The sequence below is a fragment of the Micromonospora sp. ATCC 39149 genome, assembly GCF_000158815.1.
GTDB lineage: Bacteria > Actinomycetota > Actinomycetes > Mycobacteriales > Micromonosporaceae > Micromonospora.
Genome location: NZ_GG657738.1, coordinates 4,663,312 through 4,678,127, shown reverse-complemented (window position 1 = coordinate 4,678,127; position 14,816 = coordinate 4,663,312). Strand labels below are relative to the sequence as shown.

Here is a 14,816-nt window from a genome sequence, read left to right as displayed (position 1 = left end):
TACCACGGTAGCGCGCCTGTCGCGCAGCGTAGGCCCTCCTCCGGAGGCGACGGATGTGACCGTCCACACCCGACTTTTGCGCCTTCGACCCGGCCACCGTCAACCCGGAAAAGCCCCCAGCACGCTCAGGTGCACCGCGTACTGGCTGATCATGAAGAGCCGATACGGGCGGCGCTGGCGGCGGCGCCCGGTGGCACCGGCGCCGAGGAGCAGGCAACCGACCACCCCGGCCGCGCCGAAGGCCAGCACCACCGCCGGCAGGACCAGCACCGGGGCCAGCAGCAGGGCACCGGCCAGCAGCACACCGCCGGCCACCGCCACCAGGACGGCCATCAGCCGGCGGGCGGCCCCGTCGCCCAGCAGCACCGGCAGGGTACGCCGGCCGGCCACCCGGTCACCGTCCACGTCGGAGAGGTCCTTGGTGGTGCCGGCCAGCGCCATCCACAGCGACATCGCCACCATCAGCACCATCAGCTCCGGGCGCACCGGCCCACCTGCCGCGGCGGCTCCGGCCAGGTAGGTGACGATCCCGCCGGACGCCACCACCAGCACGAAGCCGGCCATGTTGCCCTTCTGCGGCCGGGGACCGGCCGAGTAGAGCCAGCCGAGGGTCAACATCAGCGCCACCAGCCCGGCAAGACGCGCCGAGACCGCCGCCGCCGACAGCAGTGCGAGCCCGGCCAGGGCGACTGCGGTCCGCCGAGCGACGCCGACCGGGAGCGTTCCGCTGGCGAGCGGTCGCAGCGAGCCGTTGCGCCGGTCCTCCACCTGGTCGGAGAGCCCGTTCAGCAGGTAGACGAACCAGGTCGCGCAGAGCCAGGCGAACGCGCCCACCAGCAGCGACCCGGGCCGGGTCAGCACCGCCTGCGGGGCGGCCACGGCCGCGCCCGCGAGAAAACGCAGCTGGAAGACGACCTGCACGACTGGGCGGGCTTCCCGCCAACTCGCCGCCAGGTATCGGCAGCCTTCCGCGACCGCCACCGTCGACGGCCGTACGACACCCGCGGACCGGGAGTACCGGTCGAACCGAATAACCGAGTGGTAGGTCATGTGAATATCGTGGGCGTGAAACCTGTGACTCGGTTCATCCGAGTCACTGACTTACACCTACGACGATGGTCGCAGAACGACTACCACCTACCTCCACTTTCGCCGGCACGTTGATTTCGCCACCTTGGCCTCCCCAGCGTAAGCAATTTACGGTCGGCAGGTCACCCCCACCCAGGGAACGGCAGATCGTGGTGGAGCAATATGTCAGACAACACAGCCCCGTCGAGCGTCGAACTACTCGGCGGATTCCGGATCACCATTGACGGTCGCACCGTCACCAACTGGCGGGCCGGCCGGTCCCAGGCGCTGGTGCAATACCTGCTGCTGCACCGGGGCCGGCCGGTCAGCCGGGACACCCTCCGCTCGGCGCTGTGGCCGCACCTGCCGCCGTCGGCCGGCACCACTTCGGTGAAGGCCGCGGTGCACGGGGCCCGGCGCGCCCTCTGCCCGACGGGCGAGGGCCACGCCCCGGTGCGGATCGCCTCGGTGGACGGTGGCTACCTGCTCCAGACCGACCAGCTCTGGATCGACGTGGCCTCCTTCGAACGACGGATCACCGCCGCCAACGCCGCACTCGCCGCCGGCGACCGGGCGCTGGCCGCCGGGCACCTACGGCGCGCGGTGGAGGTCTACCGGGGTGACCTGCTCCCCGCGCAGGACGCGGAGTGGGCGGTGGCCGAGCGGGAGTGGTGCCGCACCCGCGCCCTGCACGCACTGCGGCTCCTCAGTGACCTGGCGCTGGAGGCCGAGGACTGGTGGACCGCGATCCGCTGGAACCGCCGGGCGTTGGAGGTGGATCCGTACGACCCGGTCCCCTTCGCCGCCCTGGCCGACTGCCACCGCAAGCTCGGCATCACCGCGGCGGCGCTGCGGTGGGACGAACTCGCCCAGGACCGGCTGGCGCAGGTGTGACCGCCGGCCGAACACGACCGCCCACCCATGGAGGGAGCAGCATGACCATCACGATCCCGCTGGAGCGTCCAGCCTCGACCCCACCCGCCCCCCGCCGACCCGCCGACGATCGACCCTCGGTCGGCCCACCGGTGACGGGTCCCCTGCCACCCGCCCGCCTGTCGCTGGGCAGCCGCTGCCGGCGCACCCTGCGCCGCCTCCAGCGACACCTGCTGGCGGTCGCCGACGACTGCCCCCCGATCCTGCTGTACACCGCCCACCGCAGCTGAGCGCCACCACCCGTACTCCCCATCGTTCGAGGGCGTTCCGCACGTCGTGACAGACGTGCGGAACGCCCTTTTTCTCTGCCGGTTTCCCGCTGCCGAGATACCCCATGCACTGATGGTCGTAGATCGACCTTCCACCTTCGAGGAAATCCCATCCGAATGAGGATGCGCCACCTTGGCCCGAGGAATGGCGATCCCTAACGTCGAGAGCGCCGGTATTCATCGACGTCGACATGGCGTCGGGCATGAGAGGGAGAGGCCGAATGGCCGCTGATGGGCAGAGAGTTTCGGTCATCGTGCCGAACTACAACTACGAGAAGACGCTCGGTGCGTGCCTGGACGCCGTGTTCGCGCAGACCCACCGGCCATACGAGGTCATCGTCGTCGACGACGGCTCGACCGACCGGTCCCGCGACATCGCGGCCCGATACCCGTGCCGGGTGATCGAGGGTGGCGGCAACCGGGGCGTGTCGGCGGCCCGCAACATCGGCGCGCGGGCGGCCACCGGCGAGATCCTCTTCTTCGTCGACTCCGACGTGGCGCTGTTCCCCGACGCCATCGCCAACGCCCTGGCGGTGCTCGCCGCGGACCCCACCTGCGGCTGCGTGCACGGCACCTACGACACCCACCCGCTCTACGACGACGGACCGATCGAGCACTACAGGGTGCTGCACGCGCACTGGTGGCGACGGCGCAGCGTGGGCCGGGTCAACACCGCGATCTTCGCGCTGGCCGCGGTGCGGCGCGCCGCGTTCCTCGCCGCCGGCCCGTTCCACGAGGGACTGCGCGACGCCGAGGACGTCGAGTACAGCGACCGGCTCGCCCGAGTGACCGGAATCAGACTCACCGACACCGTGGTCGGCCGGCACGACGACTGCGCCGGGTTCGCAGCCATGCTGCGCGAGCAGTACCGTCGCTCGCTGCCGCTGGCGGCGTTCGCCGGAGCGCACCGGATGCGCGCCGGCAGCGTCGCGGTCAATCCCGCACTCGGCGTGCTGGCCGCTCCGCTGGTGCCGGCCACACTGCTGCTGGGCATCCTGCACCCGGCGCTGCTCGCCGTACCTCTGGCCTGTTTCGGGCTTTTCCTGCTCGCCGACCCGGGGCTGCTGCCGTTCGTCCGACGCGAGCGCGGCGGGGCCTTCCTGGTCTGGTTCGTCGGCGTGCACCTGGTGGCCCAGCTCGCCATCGTGGCCGGCGCGGCCGCCGGCCTGATCGCCCGGCTACGCGGCACCGGCTCCCCCCGCCCGCTGCCCCTGACGGCGGGCCGATGATGGGCAGGCGGCGGGCGTGGCGCGCGGCGCTCACGGCGGTCTTCGTGGCGGCGGTACTCGGCGGCGTCACGCTGACCCTGCGCGGGCAGCAGTGGTCGACGCTGGGCCGGCTGTTACGACCGGATACCGCCGGATGGCTGCTGGCCGCGTTGCTGGTCACCGGGGTCGGCCTGCTCTGCGGCATGAGGGCCTGGACGCTGACGCTGGCCTCGGTGGGGGCGGTGGTACCGCCCCGCACCGGTGTGCGGATGTTCTTCGTCGGGTTCCTCGGCAAGTTCGTCCCGGGCCGAGTGTGGGGGTTGTTGGCCCAGCTCCGGCTCGGCGATGCCGCCGGGGTGAGCCGGGGCCGGATGGCCGGCACCTACCTGGTGAACCTGGTCGTGGTGCTGCTGACCGGCGGCGCGGTGGGCCTCCTGGTGGCCCCGGCCGTGCTCGGCACCGGCACCGGGCTGGCCTGGCTGCTCCTGCCGGTCGCCCTGCTGGTGGTGCTGGCGATCCGGCCCAGAGTGCTCGACCTCCTGGTCCGGCTGGCCGCCCGGGTGGCCCGCCGGCCCCGCCCGGCACCGCTGCACCGGCCCGCCGAGGTCCGCCACGCGATCGCGTGGCAGAGCCTGTCCTGGGTGCTCTCGGGGGTGCACCTGTGGATCGTCGCGGTGCTGCTCGGCGCGGACGCCGGGGCCGCCCTTCCGGCGGCGGTCGGTGCGTTCGCCCTGGCGACCACCGCCGGCACGGTCGCCCTCTTCGTGCCGGACGGCGCCGGCGTACGGGAGGTGCTGGTGGTCGCGGCCCTGTCCACCGTGCTGCCCCTGCCGGCGGCGGTCACCGCGGCGGTCGCCAGCCGGGTGCTCAGCACGCTCGCCGAGGCACTCACGGCGGGCCTGGCGCTACTCGCGGTCGCCGCCTCGGAACGGCTCGCGACCAGCGGTAACCCCGCCACGCCATCCGCCGGACCCGACCCCCGGCTCACCCCGACCCCCGGCTGACCGATGCCGGCGCAACCTCCCGACTCCACCACCGCGTCCGTGAACCGCGCTTCGAAAGGACCCCTCATGCCCGAGCTACTGACCATCGACGACGCCGAACAGCTCTCCGTCGCCGAGGTGCAGGACCTCTACCGCAAGCACGTCAACAAGAGTCAGGTCAGCCTGATGACCTCGTTCGGCTTCGGCCGGGAACTGGTCGACCACGCCGAGGGCGCCTGGATCCACACCCGGGACGGTCGGCGGATCCTGGACTTCACCGGCGGCGTCGGGGTGCTCAACCACGGGCACAACCACCCCCGGATCCTGGCCGCCCGGCAGCGCTTCCAGCAGCGGCAGCGGATGGAGGTGCACAAGACCTACTTCTCGCCGTACCTGGCCGCGCTGTCGCACAACCTGGCCGCCGTGCTCCCCGGCGACCTCGACATGTCGTTCCTGCCCAACTCCGGCGCCGAGGCGGTGGAGGGCGCGGTCAAGCTCGCCTACAAGTACCACGGCGGCAAGCGCAACACGATCATGCGCAGCGACATCAGCTTCCACGGCAAGCTGCTCGGTTCGGGCAGCCTGACCGGCAGCGCGCAGAACCACTTCACCTTCCCCGGCATCCCGGGCGTGGTGAGCTTCCCCTACGACGACCTGGCCGCGGTCCGGGCCGCCGTCGACGCGACCCGGGACCGCCGGGGCAAGTGCGACGTGTACGCGATCCTCATCGAGCCGTTCAGCGCCTCGACCATGCGCTGGTGCTCCGAGGAGTTCCTGCGCGGGCTGCGCGAGCTGTGCACCCGCGAGGACATCGTGCTGATCTTCGACGAGATCTACACCGGCTGGGGCAAGACCGGCACGATGTTCTACTTCATGCGCTATCCCGGGTTGATCCCCGACGTGGTGACCACCTCGAAGTCCTTCGGCGGCGGCAAGTCCTCGATCTCCGCGTACGTGGCCCGGCGGCCGATCTTCCACAAGGCGTACGAGAGCCTCAACGACGCGCTGTTGCAGAGCACCAGCACCACCTACTACGGCTTCGGTGAGGAGACCGCCACCGCGATCGAGGCGATCAACGTGGCGGTGGAGGAGGACTTCCCCGCCCGGGCCCGCGACATCGAGCGGATCCTGGCCCCCGGGCTGGCCCGGATCGCCAAGGAGCACCCGGACGCGGTCGCCGAGGTCCGCGGCGCGGGCGCCCTGTGGGGGGTGTTCCTCGACGCGCCGCGGGTGCTGGACCTAGTCACCAAGCTGGCGCCCGGCGGCCTGGCCAAGGACCCGCAGTTCGGCACGAAGCTCGTCACCTGCGCGGTCGTCAATGCCCTCTACCGGGACCACGACATCTACACGTACTACACGCTCAACGGCAAGAACCCACTGGTGGTCGGCCCGTCGCTGGTGACCGCCCCGGCCGAGGTGGAGCACTTCCTCGACCGCCTGGACCGGACCCTCGCCCAGGGCCTGCCCCGGCTGGTCACCCGTTTCGTCAAGGAGAAGGTGTCGTCGCTGTGGTGAATCAGAACGCTAAGACGGTGGTGGTGACCGGCGGCAGCGGAATGCTGGGCGGGCACCTGGTACGGGCGCTGGCCGCCGACGGCTGGCGGGTGCGCGGCCTGGACGTGCGGGACCCGGTCGAGCCGGTGAAGGGTGTCGAGTACACGGTCGCCGACGTGCGCGACCGGGCCAGGGTCGGCGCGGTCCTGGCCGGGGCGGACGCGCTGGTGCACACCGCCGCCGCCCTGCCCAGCTACCCCGAGGACGAGATCCGGTCGATCATCGTGGGCGGCACGGAGACGGTGCTGGACGCCGCCGCCCACGCCGGCACCGCCCGGGTGGTGCACGTCTCCTCGACCGCCGTGTACGGGCTGCCAAGCGTGGTGCCCACCACGGAGGAGTACCCGCGCGAACCGGTCGACCCGTACAGCCGGGCCAAGGCCGGCGCGGAGGAGGTCGCCGAGCGGTACCGCGCCGCCGGCATGGTGCTGCCGATGCTGCGGCCCAAGACGTTCCTCGGGCCAGGCCGGATGGGGCTGTTCTCGATGCTCTTCGAGTGGGCCGAGGAGGGCCGCAACTTTCCGGTGCTCGGCAAGGGCGACGTGCGGATCCAGATGCTGGCGATCGACGACCTGGTCGACGCGGTACGGACCGTGCTGCACGCACCGGACGACGTCGCCAACGACACGTTCAACATCGCCGCCGACCGCTTCGACACCCTGCGGGAGGACTTCCAGGCGGTGCTGGACGCCGCCGGCCACGGCAAGCGCGTGGTCTCGGTGCCGGTGCGCCCCGCCGTCGCCGCGCTGGAGCTGCTGCAACGGCTGAAGCTCTCCCCGGTCTACGGACGCCTCATCCACAAGCTGCGGGCCGACTCGTACGTCAGTGTCGACAAGGCCCGCGACGTGCTCGGCTGGACCCCCCGGTTGTCCAACCGCGACGCCATCCTGCGCACCTACGACTGGTGGCGGGCGAACAACCGCACCGCCGCACCGACCTCGTCCGGCCGGACCAGCCGGGACCCCTGGAAGCAGGGGGCCCTCGGGCTGGCCAAGGCCATCTTCTGATCGGCACCGGAGGTAACCGTGACTGTCCTCGTCGACCCGCCGACCCTCGACCGACCCACCCCGCCCAGCACCCGCCCGGCGACCCGGGCCACCGGCTCCCGCGCCACCGACCGTACCCTGGCGCGTGACCTGATCACCCTGATCCGGCCCCACCAGTGGGCGAAGAACCTGCTGGTGGTTCCGCTGGTGCTGATCGACACCCCCCGGCTCGGGCTCGGTGTTCTCGGCCGGGTGTCCTGGGCGGTGCTGCTGTTCACCATGGTCTCCGCGCTGGTCTACGTCTGGAACGACGTCTACGACCGGCACCGCGACCGAGCACATCCCACCAAACGACACCGGCCGATCGCCTCCGGCCGGGTGAGCGTGCCCACCGCGTACGCCTTCGGCGGGCTGATCGCCGCCGCGCTGGTCACGGCGGTGGCGCTCGGGCCGGCGTTCCCGTGGTGGCCGCTGGCGGCCTACCTGACGCTCAACATCGCCTACAGCAGAGGGCTCAAGCACGTTCCGCTGCTGGACGTGCTGGTGGTGGCCGGTGGCTTCCTGCTCCGGGTGGTGCAGGGCTACCTGGCCGCCGGGGTCGCCGTGTCGAGTTGGCTGCTGATCGCCGTCTTCGCCCTCTGCCTGCTGCTCATTCTCGGCAAGCGACGGCACGAGATGGCCGTCGGTGGCAGCGCCCCACCGGCCCTCGCTGGCCGGGTACTCGGTCCAGTACCTGGACCTGCTGATCGTGCTTTGCGCCCGCAGTCGCGATCAGCGGCTTCCTCGGCCACGTGCAGGCCACCATCCCCACCCCGTACCAGGCGCTGGCGCTGGTCGGCTCCACCCCGTTCGCGCTCTTCGCGGTGGCCCGCTACCTCCAGGTGGTGGTCGTCGACGGAGACGGCGGCGAACCCACCCGGGTGCTGCTGCGGGACCGGGCGATGCTGGTCAACGCGCTGCTCTGGGGCGTCCTGCTCGGCGGGGTCCTGCTCGTCACCCAACACCCGACCCTGCTCGCCCTCGTCCACTGACGACCTGGCGTCCCCATCCACCGTCTGAGGAGACAGACCATGACGACCCCGACCACGAACCCGTTGGTCTCGGTGATCATCCCGAACTACAACTACGGCAACTCCATCGGCTCGTGCATCGACGCCGCGCTCGGGCAGACCTACCAGCCGATCGAGGTGATCGTCGTCGACGACCACAGCACCGACGACTCGCTCGCCAAGGCCCGCCAGCGGGCCGTGACGGTGCTCCAGACCCCGCGCAACAGCGGGGTGGCCGTCGCCCGCAACACCGGTGCCGCGGCAGCCCGCGGCGAGATCCTCTTCTTCGTCGACTCCGACGTGGCGCTGCGCCCGGACGCGGTGCAGCGCGCCGTCGCCGAACTTGCCGCCCACCCGGAGTACGGCGCGGTCTGCGGCATCTACGAGGAGGATCCGCTAATCCGTGACAGCATCGTCGAGGAGTGCCGGGTGCTCCAGGCGTACTGCTGGCGGATGGCGTCCCTGGGCGAGGTCAGCTTCCTGTTCTCGTCGCTGACCGCGATCCCACGCCGGGTCTTCGATGAGGTCGGCCCGTTCAACCCCCGGCTGCGGCAGACCGAGGAGGTCGACTACGGCGAGCGGATGTCGGCCCGCCACCAGATCATGGTCACCGACCAGGTCCGCGGCTGGCACGACGACGACGACCGGCTGCTGCCGCTGCTACGCAAGCTCTTCCGCCGGGCCCGGCTGCGGGTGCCGCTGTTCGCCCGGCGGCGGCGCTTCGCCAAGGGCTTCGAGAGCCCGGCCCGCTCCTTCGGCACCGTGGCCGCCCTCGGCGTGCTCGCCACCCTGCCGCTGGCCGCGCTGCATCCCGCCTGGCTGCTGCTGACCACCGTCCTGTTCGGCGTCTCGCTGTCGGCGGACGCGGAGATGTACCGGCACGTGCGACGCCGCAAGGGGCTGCCGTTCCTGGCCGTGTTCACCGGCATCGCCTTCCTGACCAACGTGGCGATCTCCGCCGGCATCGCGGTCGGCGCCGTACAGTGGCTGCTGTCCCGCGAGTTCCGTCGGCTCTACGACGCGGACTGGTCGGCCACTCGCACGCCGTCCCCGACGATGGCCGGGACCACGGCATGACCCTCCTGATCGACCCCGTCCCCGGCGCGGCCACCGCCGCGCCGGGGGCCCCCGGGGTCACCACCCTCACCGCGCCACCGCGCCGGGACCCCAACGAGCCGGCCCGGTGGCCGCGCCGGGCCCGGTGGCTCGCGGCACTCACCGCCGCCTGGGCGGTGTTCCTCACGATGTTCCTGCTCCTGACCGGCGAGCACTGGTGGTGGCGGCCCGCCGAGCTGATGCCGCCGCTGGTCTTCGTCGTGGTGCCACTGCTGCTGCTGTCTCTCACCCCGCTGGCCCGGCCGGCACGCGGGCGGCTCGCCGTCGCCGCGGTGTGCTGCCTCGCCGTCGGCTTCGACCTGGCCGGCCTGAACCCATCCGCGCTGTTCGGCAGGGTCGACCCAGCTCCGTCCGGTGCGGTCCGGGTGTTCTCCTGGAACACCGAGTACTGGTACGACGGCGCCGATCCCCAACACTTCCACGACTACCTGGCCGCCCAACGGGCCGACGTCTACCTCCTTCAGGAGTACGTCGGCTGGGACCTGGCCGGGCACCGCCCGGTCCCGGTGGACCACGTCGCCGAGCTGCGCCGCCACTTCCCGGACTACCAGGTGGTGGCCGTCGGGGAACTACTCACCATGTCCCGCTACCCCATCGTGGCCTCGCGGGCCCTGGACGGGATGCCGTACCTGGCCGACCCAACTCGGCACGGCGTTCCGGCCGACTCGGACTTCGCCGACTACTACCGTCACAAGGTGCTCCGCACCGACCTGCGCGTCGACGGCCAGGTGCTCTCCGTCTACAACGTGCACGTGCCGGTGCAGCTCGACATCTCGATGGACCCCACCGAGTCCGAGTTCACCGCGTTCATGCAGGCCCAGCAGGACCGCCGGCAGGCCCACTACCGGGCGCTGCGAGCCGACCTGGCGAGCAACCCGCACGGCCAACTCGTCGCCGGTGACTTCAACGCCACCTCGGCGATGGGTGAACTGCGCGAGCTGGCCACCCGGCTGACCGACGCGGCTGTCGCCGGCGACCAGCTCTATCCGGTGTCCTGGCCGGACAGTGCCGCGTGGTGGCGGCTGGACTGGGCGTTCTTCACCGGGCCGGTGCGCTGCCACGAGTACCGGATGGTCGGCTCACAGGGCCATTCGGACCATCTAGGACAGCAGGTGACCGTCTCTCTGGCCGGTGCCGGCTGAACCGCGTCGTCCCGCTTCCCCCACCCCGGGGAAGCGGGACGACCCGGGTGAGGGACACACGGCGACCGGGCAGGGGAATCCCCTGCCCGGTCGCCGACGCGAGGCCGGTTCAGCAGGCCGCGTCGAGGCGCTTGCGCAGCTCGGTCGGCAGATCCAGGTCCACCGCGGCGAGGACCTCGTCGAGCTGGGCCACCGAGCTGACCCCGACGATCGGTACGACCGCGGGATCTCCGCCGATCAGCCAGCTCAGCACCACCTGGTTCGCCGTTACCCCCAGCTCGTCCGCCACCTCCCGCAGCGCCTGGAGCCGCCGCTCGGTGCCCGGATGCTCGTAGTGCTCCGGCAGCGGCTTGTCCGGCCGCGTGTACGAACCCCACAGCAGGGTGCTGTACGCGAACATGGTCAGGCCCCGGCTGCGGACCAGGTCCAGCAGTTCGTCGCTGGCGTGCACGTGCCCGCCCTCGGGCAGCGCCGTCGCCGGGCGGGGCAGCAGGTACGAGTAGCGCTGCTGCACCGCCGTGTAGGGCGTCCAGCCCTTCGCCTCGGCCACCGCCCGGGTCTCGGCCAGCCGCCAGGCGGTGTGGTTGCTGGCGCCCAACGCCCGGACCTTTCCCTGCGTCACCGCCTCGTGGAACGCCGCCAGGGCCTGCTCGTCGGGGGTGTCACGGTCCTCCCGATGCGCGTAGTAGAGGTCCAGGTGGTCCACACCGAGCCGCCGCAGCGACCCGGCGAGCTGCGCACGGATCACCGCCGGGGCAAGCCCCTCGGCCCCACCGTGGGCGCCGGGACCGGAGCCAACCTTCGACGCCAGCACCAGCCCGTCGCGGCCGCCCCGACGGGACAGCCAACGGCCGAGCACCGTCTCGCTCTCGCCACCGACGCCGCCAGGGACCCAGAACGAGTAGCAGTTCGCGGTGTCGATGGTCGTGCCGCCCGCCTCGACGAAGCGGTCCAGGATCGCGAACGAGGTTTTCTCGTCGACCTCGGTGCCGAACGCCATGGCGCCGAGACAGAGCTGGCTGATCTGGATCCCCGCGCCGCCGGACAACTCACGTTGCCGCATCAGTCCTCCCAGAGTGTGACGGGTACGTCGGGCCCAGAATAGGGACGGCGACCCGGCACGGGCGCGCTTCTTGTCGATATCTACTACCTTCGACGCAGGGCCCATGGGACCGGGGACGCATCAACGTGGACGGCAGTTGCCGCCACCTTGTCCCCGCTGTTCACGGCTTCCTACAGTCGCCGCAGGGGCCGGCCGCACCGGCGCGGCACCCGGAAGGAGGATCTCACCATGCGGGTCGGCCTGGTTCCGGGAGTGTGGTCGTACGGCCTCGGCTCGGTCTCCACCGTGCTCTCCGTGTACGAGGCGGTCCGCCTCGCCGGGCATACTCCGGTGCTCTTCGCCAGCCCACACTTCCGGCCGGTGCTCGACCGGCTGGGCGTGCCGGCGGTGCCGATCCCCGGGCCGCACGCCGCACCATACCCCGACGCGACGACCGCCCTCCGCCTGGACGACCTGCTGTCCCGGTCCGCGTACGCCGACCCCGACCTGGTGGAGACCGTCCTGACCGCGCAGTTACGGGAGTTCCGGGCGCACCGGGTGCAGGTGCTGTTCCACGACTACGACCTGACCACGGTGGTCGCCGGGTCGCTCGCCGGCATTCCCGTGATCACCCCGGTCACCTGGCCGGACCACCGTCTCTTCGGGCGCGGCAGCGACGGTTGGGCACCGGTGGACACCCGGGCACTGGCCGCGTTCCGGCCGGTGCTGCGCCGCAGCCGGGCACCGGAGCCACAGTCCCTTTCGGAAGTGCTCTTCGCCTGGAGCACCCGCCTGGTCTACCCGTTGGCCCCGGAGATGGACCCGCTGGTGGCGCGGCACAGCACCGGCGAGTACGTCGGCCAGCTCACCGCAGCGTCACTGGACCGGCACCTCGCCACCGGGCCGGTGGACTGGCCCCGGCCGGGCCAGCACGGGTTGCTGGCCTACACCAGCGGGCCGCCGATGGACGCCGACTGGTACTACCGGCACTGCCTCGCGGCGTTCGAGGGCTCGGACGTCGACGTGCTGATCGCGGCGGGCAGCACCGACACGGCCCCGCCCCGGGTGTCGCCGCGCGGCAACGTGCAGGCGTGGCCGTTGCTGCCGCTTCGCAACCTGTTCGGACGGGCCAGGGCGCTGCTCTGCCACGGGGGCCGGGGCACGCTCGCCAGCGCGTTGCACGCAGGCGTACCGCTGCTGGTCTTCCCCGGGGGCGACCCGGAACGCGAGTATTTCGCCGACATGCTGGCCCGCCAGGGGCTGGCCGCCAACTGCGGGGACGACGACTGGCGGCCGGAGAGGCTACGGGAACTCGTCGCGCACGCCGCCACCGTCCGGTCGGCCCGCCCCGCCCGGGCCGCCGCCGCGCCAACCGGTCCGGCCCGCATCGTCTCGATCATGCAGGAACTGACCGCCGACCCGGTCCGGCTGCTGTCCCATGCCGGCTGACGACGCACTGACATCCGACCGACAAGGAGAACCGATGACCGGGCACCCTGGTACCCAACCGACCGACGGTCACTACGGCGACGAGCTGACCCTGCGGCTGTCCGCGGTCACCGACACCCGCGCCCTGGACGACGGCGAGGCGCTGCACACCTTCATGCGCGACCTCGTCGCCCGGATCGGCATGACGGTGATCGCCGGGCCACTGGTCGCCAGCGAGGACGGCCCGCCGCACCAGGCCGGAAAGTCGGCGGTGGTGATCCTCGCCGAGTCGCACGCCGCCATCCACACCTATCCGGGGCTGCGGGAGGTGTTCCTGAACATCTTTTCCTGCAAGCCGTTCCGCGAGTCCGACGTGCTCGACGAACTGGCCGCGCTGGTCGGCGGGTTCGAGATCACCGAGCGCTGCCTGACCCGCCGGGGGGAGAACTGGCCACGCGCGCTCGGGCCGGCGACCCGGCTGTGGCGCAGCCAGCGGCTCACGGCAGTAGCGGCTGACGCTCCGGCCGACGGCGGCCTCATCCGGGCGACATGAACAGGTGTGGCACCACGCCTTGAATCAAGTCGACGGGCGGACGGGATCGCGGGGAGGTTCCGGAAGTTTCGAAGGCTTGGCTCCGGTTCACCATCCCTCACTCCCGGGTAGCGATTGACCACGCGGAACGCGCTCCCTGGGCACGGCTGTCAGCGAGTTGGAGGTGCCTCGAGGCGCCCGCTTGTCGAACAAAAAGTTTCGGGAATATTTCCGAAAATCGTTGACAGGCCCAAATTCGGAACCCTACGATCGTCATCGACGAGCATCGATTACGTCGACCTCGCCCTCCGCGACCCCGTCCCGGTCGCGCAGGAGAACCACCCCACCCACCGTGTGGTGATACGCCGAATAACCGGCTGCCCGCACCTGGCCACCGACAGCCCGCCGGGTCGCACCGCGGCACTGGCCACCACCAGCTGTCACGAGGAGGAACACGTACATGAACGACACCTCGACCAGACCGCGAAGGAGCAGCCGCATGCGGTTGCTCCTCAGCGCCGCGTGCGCCGCGGCGCTCGCCGTCACCGGCACGTTCATCGCCTCGCCCAACGCGTACGCCGAGGCCGACCGTACCCTCACGTCGAACCTCACCGGCACGCACAACGGCTACTTCTTCTCGTTCTGGAAGGACAGCGGCAACGCCAGCATGACGCTGCGCGCCGACGGCCGTTACACAAGCAGTTGGGACAGGAGCACCAACAACTGGGTCGGCGGCAAGGGCTGGGCCACCGGCACCCGGCGGACCGTCACCTACTCGGGCAGCTACAACCCGGGCAACAACAACACCTACCTCGCCCTGTACGGATGGACGCGGAACCCGCTCATCGAGTACTACGTAGTGGAGAACTTCGGCACCTACAACCCGAGCAGCGGCGCCCAGCGGCTGGGCACCGTCACCACTGACGGCGGCACCTACGACATCCTCCGCAGCCAGCGGGTCAACGCACCCTGCATCGACGGCGACCGCTGCACCTTCTACCAGTACTGGAGCGTGCGTCAGCAGAAGCGGAGCAGCGGCACCATCACCACCGCCAACCACTTCGACGCCTGGGCCCGCGCCGGCCTCAACCTCGGCCGGCGTCGTATTCGACAACTACGCCATGACCTCGGTCGCCGGGGAGCCGGCAGGACGCTCTGGTAGGCCGCCCGGATGCTCACCGACGTCATCTACCCGTAGCCCCGGGGGCCAGGTCCCGCTTCCGCTGCGGTGGGTGTACCTCCACGTACTGCGCGAGTTCGCCCAGCACTGTGGGCACGCGGGCATTCTGCGAGAGCAGCTCATCAACGAGTAGGGCCGTCGGACCGCTACCGTGCCTCATCGCGCCGCGCGGCCTTCAGTCCGGCCCAGCGCTCGTCCGTCTCCTTGTGCCGCTTCTCGGCCCGTCCGGCCCAGCCTGCCACCCCGTTCGGTCCGGCGAGATCGAGCAACGCGATCAGGCCGGCGACCGTGAGCATCAGCTTGCCGACATTGCTGAGCCAGGACAT

The 14,816-nt window shown here is 71.3% G+C and carries 17 protein-coding genes and 1 pseudogene; 14 read left to right on the top strand and 4 right to left on the bottom strand.

Annotation, left to right across the window (positions count from 1 at the left end; all coding sequences use genetic code 11):
* Window positions 1-99 precede the first annotated feature (99 nt).
* Entirely contained in the window at window positions 100-1,050 is a 951-nt protein-coding gene (locus tag MCAG_RS20360) for a UbiA family prenyltransferase (protein ID WP_007074872.1), read from the bottom strand.
* Between the two features lie 201 nt (window positions 1,051-1,251).
* On the opposite strand from MCAG_RS20360, the gene MCAG_RS20355 reads away from it, so the two are divergent.
* The 10 genes and pseudogenes from MCAG_RS20355 to MCAG_RS20315 all read left to right on the top strand — a co-directional run bounded on the left by MCAG_RS20355 (window position 1,252) and on the right by MCAG_RS20315 (window position 10,308).
* A complete protein-coding gene (locus MCAG_RS20355; RefSeq protein WP_007074871.1) occupies window positions 1,252-1,962 on the top strand; it encodes a BTAD domain-containing putative transcriptional regulator in 711 nt (236 codons plus the stop codon).
* Between the two features lie 41 nt (window positions 1,963-2,003).
* Window positions 2,004-2,231, top strand: coding sequence for a hypothetical protein (locus MCAG_RS20350; RefSeq protein ID WP_007074870.1), 228 nt, complete (start codon window positions 2,004-2,006; stop codon window positions 2,229-2,231).
* Window positions 2,232-2,491: 260 nt separating this feature from the next.
* Window positions 2,492-3,499: a glycosyltransferase family 2 protein gene (locus MCAG_RS20345; RefSeq protein WP_132399210.1), complete on the top strand. Its 1,008-nt coding sequence runs from the start codon at window positions 2,492-2,494 to the stop codon at window positions 3,497-3,499.
* Window positions 3,496-4,482: a lysylphosphatidylglycerol synthase transmembrane domain-containing protein gene (locus MCAG_RS20340; protein WP_083802319.1), complete on the top strand. Its 987-nt coding sequence runs from the start codon at window positions 3,496-3,498 to the stop codon at window positions 4,480-4,482. Before MCAG_RS20345 ends, MCAG_RS20340 begins: the two co-directional genes overlap by 4 nt.
* 165 nt (window positions 4,483-4,647) lie before the next feature.
* Window positions 4,648-5,976 (top strand): aspartate aminotransferase family protein, encoded by a 1,329-nt coding sequence (locus tag MCAG_RS20335; protein WP_198141760.1) that lies wholly within the window; start codon window positions 4,648-4,650, stop codon window positions 5,974-5,976.
* Window positions 5,973-7,022 carry an NAD(P)-dependent oxidoreductase gene (locus MCAG_RS20330; protein ID WP_007074866.1) on the top strand — a complete coding sequence of 350 codons (1,050 nt, stop codon included), beginning with the start codon at window positions 5,973-5,975 and terminating at the stop codon, window positions 7,020-7,022. Before MCAG_RS20335 ends, MCAG_RS20330 begins: the two co-directional genes overlap by 4 nt.
* A 258-nt stretch (window positions 7,023-7,280) precedes the next feature.
* Window positions 7,281-7,592 (top strand): annotated as a pseudogene (locus tag MCAG_RS36325) (UbiA family prenyltransferase); the annotation flags it as partial.
* Window positions 7,593-7,792: 200 nt separating this feature from the next.
* Window positions 7,793-8,032 carry a hypothetical protein gene (locus MCAG_RS35060; RefSeq protein WP_050778023.1) on the top strand — a complete coding sequence of 80 codons (240 nt, stop codon included), beginning with the start codon at window positions 7,793-7,795 and terminating at the stop codon, window positions 8,030-8,032.
* A 39-nt stretch (window positions 8,033-8,071) separates the two neighbouring features.
* Window positions 8,072-9,127 carry a glycosyltransferase family 2 protein gene (locus MCAG_RS20320; protein WP_007074864.1) on the top strand — a complete coding sequence of 352 codons (1,056 nt, stop codon included), beginning with the start codon at window positions 8,072-8,074 and terminating at the stop codon, window positions 9,125-9,127.
* On the top strand, window positions 9,124-10,308 hold the full coding sequence (locus MCAG_RS20315; protein WP_036374426.1) for an endonuclease/exonuclease/phosphatase family protein: 1,185 nt from the start codon (window positions 9,124-9,126) through the stop codon (window positions 10,306-10,308). The genes MCAG_RS20320 and MCAG_RS20315 overlap by 4 nt, the downstream gene beginning before the upstream one ends.
* Window positions 10,309-10,417: 109 nt before the next feature.
* Here the strand turns inward: MCAG_RS20315 and MCAG_RS20310 are convergent, their stop codons facing one another.
* Window positions 10,418-11,371 (bottom strand): aldo/keto reductase, encoded by a 954-nt coding sequence (locus tag MCAG_RS20310; protein WP_007074862.1) that lies wholly within the window; start codon window positions 11,369-11,371, stop codon window positions 10,418-10,420.
* A 228-nt stretch (window positions 11,372-11,599) separates the two neighbouring features.
* Between MCAG_RS20310 and MCAG_RS20305 the strand changes: the two genes are divergently transcribed.
* Window positions 11,600-12,799, top strand: coding sequence for a nucleotide disphospho-sugar-binding domain-containing protein (locus MCAG_RS20305; protein WP_036374423.1), 1,200 nt, complete (start codon window positions 11,600-11,602; stop codon window positions 12,797-12,799).
* 34 nt (window positions 12,800-12,833) lie between these two features.
* Entirely contained in the window at window positions 12,834-13,331 is a 498-nt protein-coding gene (locus tag MCAG_RS20300) for an S-adenosylmethionine decarboxylase family protein (RefSeq protein ID WP_050778022.1), read from the top strand.
* A 252-nt stretch (window positions 13,332-13,583) separates the two neighbouring features.
* Here the strand turns inward: MCAG_RS20300 and MCAG_RS33795 are convergent, their stop codons facing one another.
* Window positions 13,584-13,811, bottom strand: a complete 228-nt coding sequence (locus MCAG_RS33795; RefSeq protein WP_165949719.1) for a hypothetical protein — start codon at window positions 13,809-13,811, stop codon at window positions 13,584-13,586.
* On the opposite strand from MCAG_RS33795, the gene MCAG_RS20295 reads away from it, so the two are divergent.
* Both MCAG_RS20295 and MCAG_RS35055 read left to right on the top strand, forming a co-directional pair.
* Window positions 13,810-14,472 carry a glycoside hydrolase family 11 protein gene (locus MCAG_RS20295; protein ID WP_369751330.1) on the top strand — a complete coding sequence of 221 codons (663 nt, stop codon included), beginning with the start codon at window positions 13,810-13,812 and terminating at the stop codon, window positions 14,470-14,472. The two genes, MCAG_RS33795 and MCAG_RS20295, sit on opposite strands and share 2 nt — an antisense overlap.
* Complete coding sequence (locus tag MCAG_RS35055; protein WP_232290234.1) at window positions 14,432-14,623, top strand: DUF664 domain-containing protein; 192 nt, start codon at window positions 14,432-14,434, stop codon at window positions 14,621-14,623. Before MCAG_RS20295 ends, MCAG_RS35055 begins: the two co-directional genes overlap by 41 nt.
* Window positions 14,624-14,636: 13 nt before the next feature.
* On the opposite strand, the gene MCAG_RS20290 is transcribed toward MCAG_RS35055, so the two are convergent.
* The gene (locus MCAG_RS20290; protein WP_007074857.1) at window positions 14,637-14,816 is read right to left on the bottom strand and encodes a hypothetical protein; all 180 of its coding nucleotides are present in this window, start codon (window positions 14,814-14,816) and stop codon (window positions 14,637-14,639) included.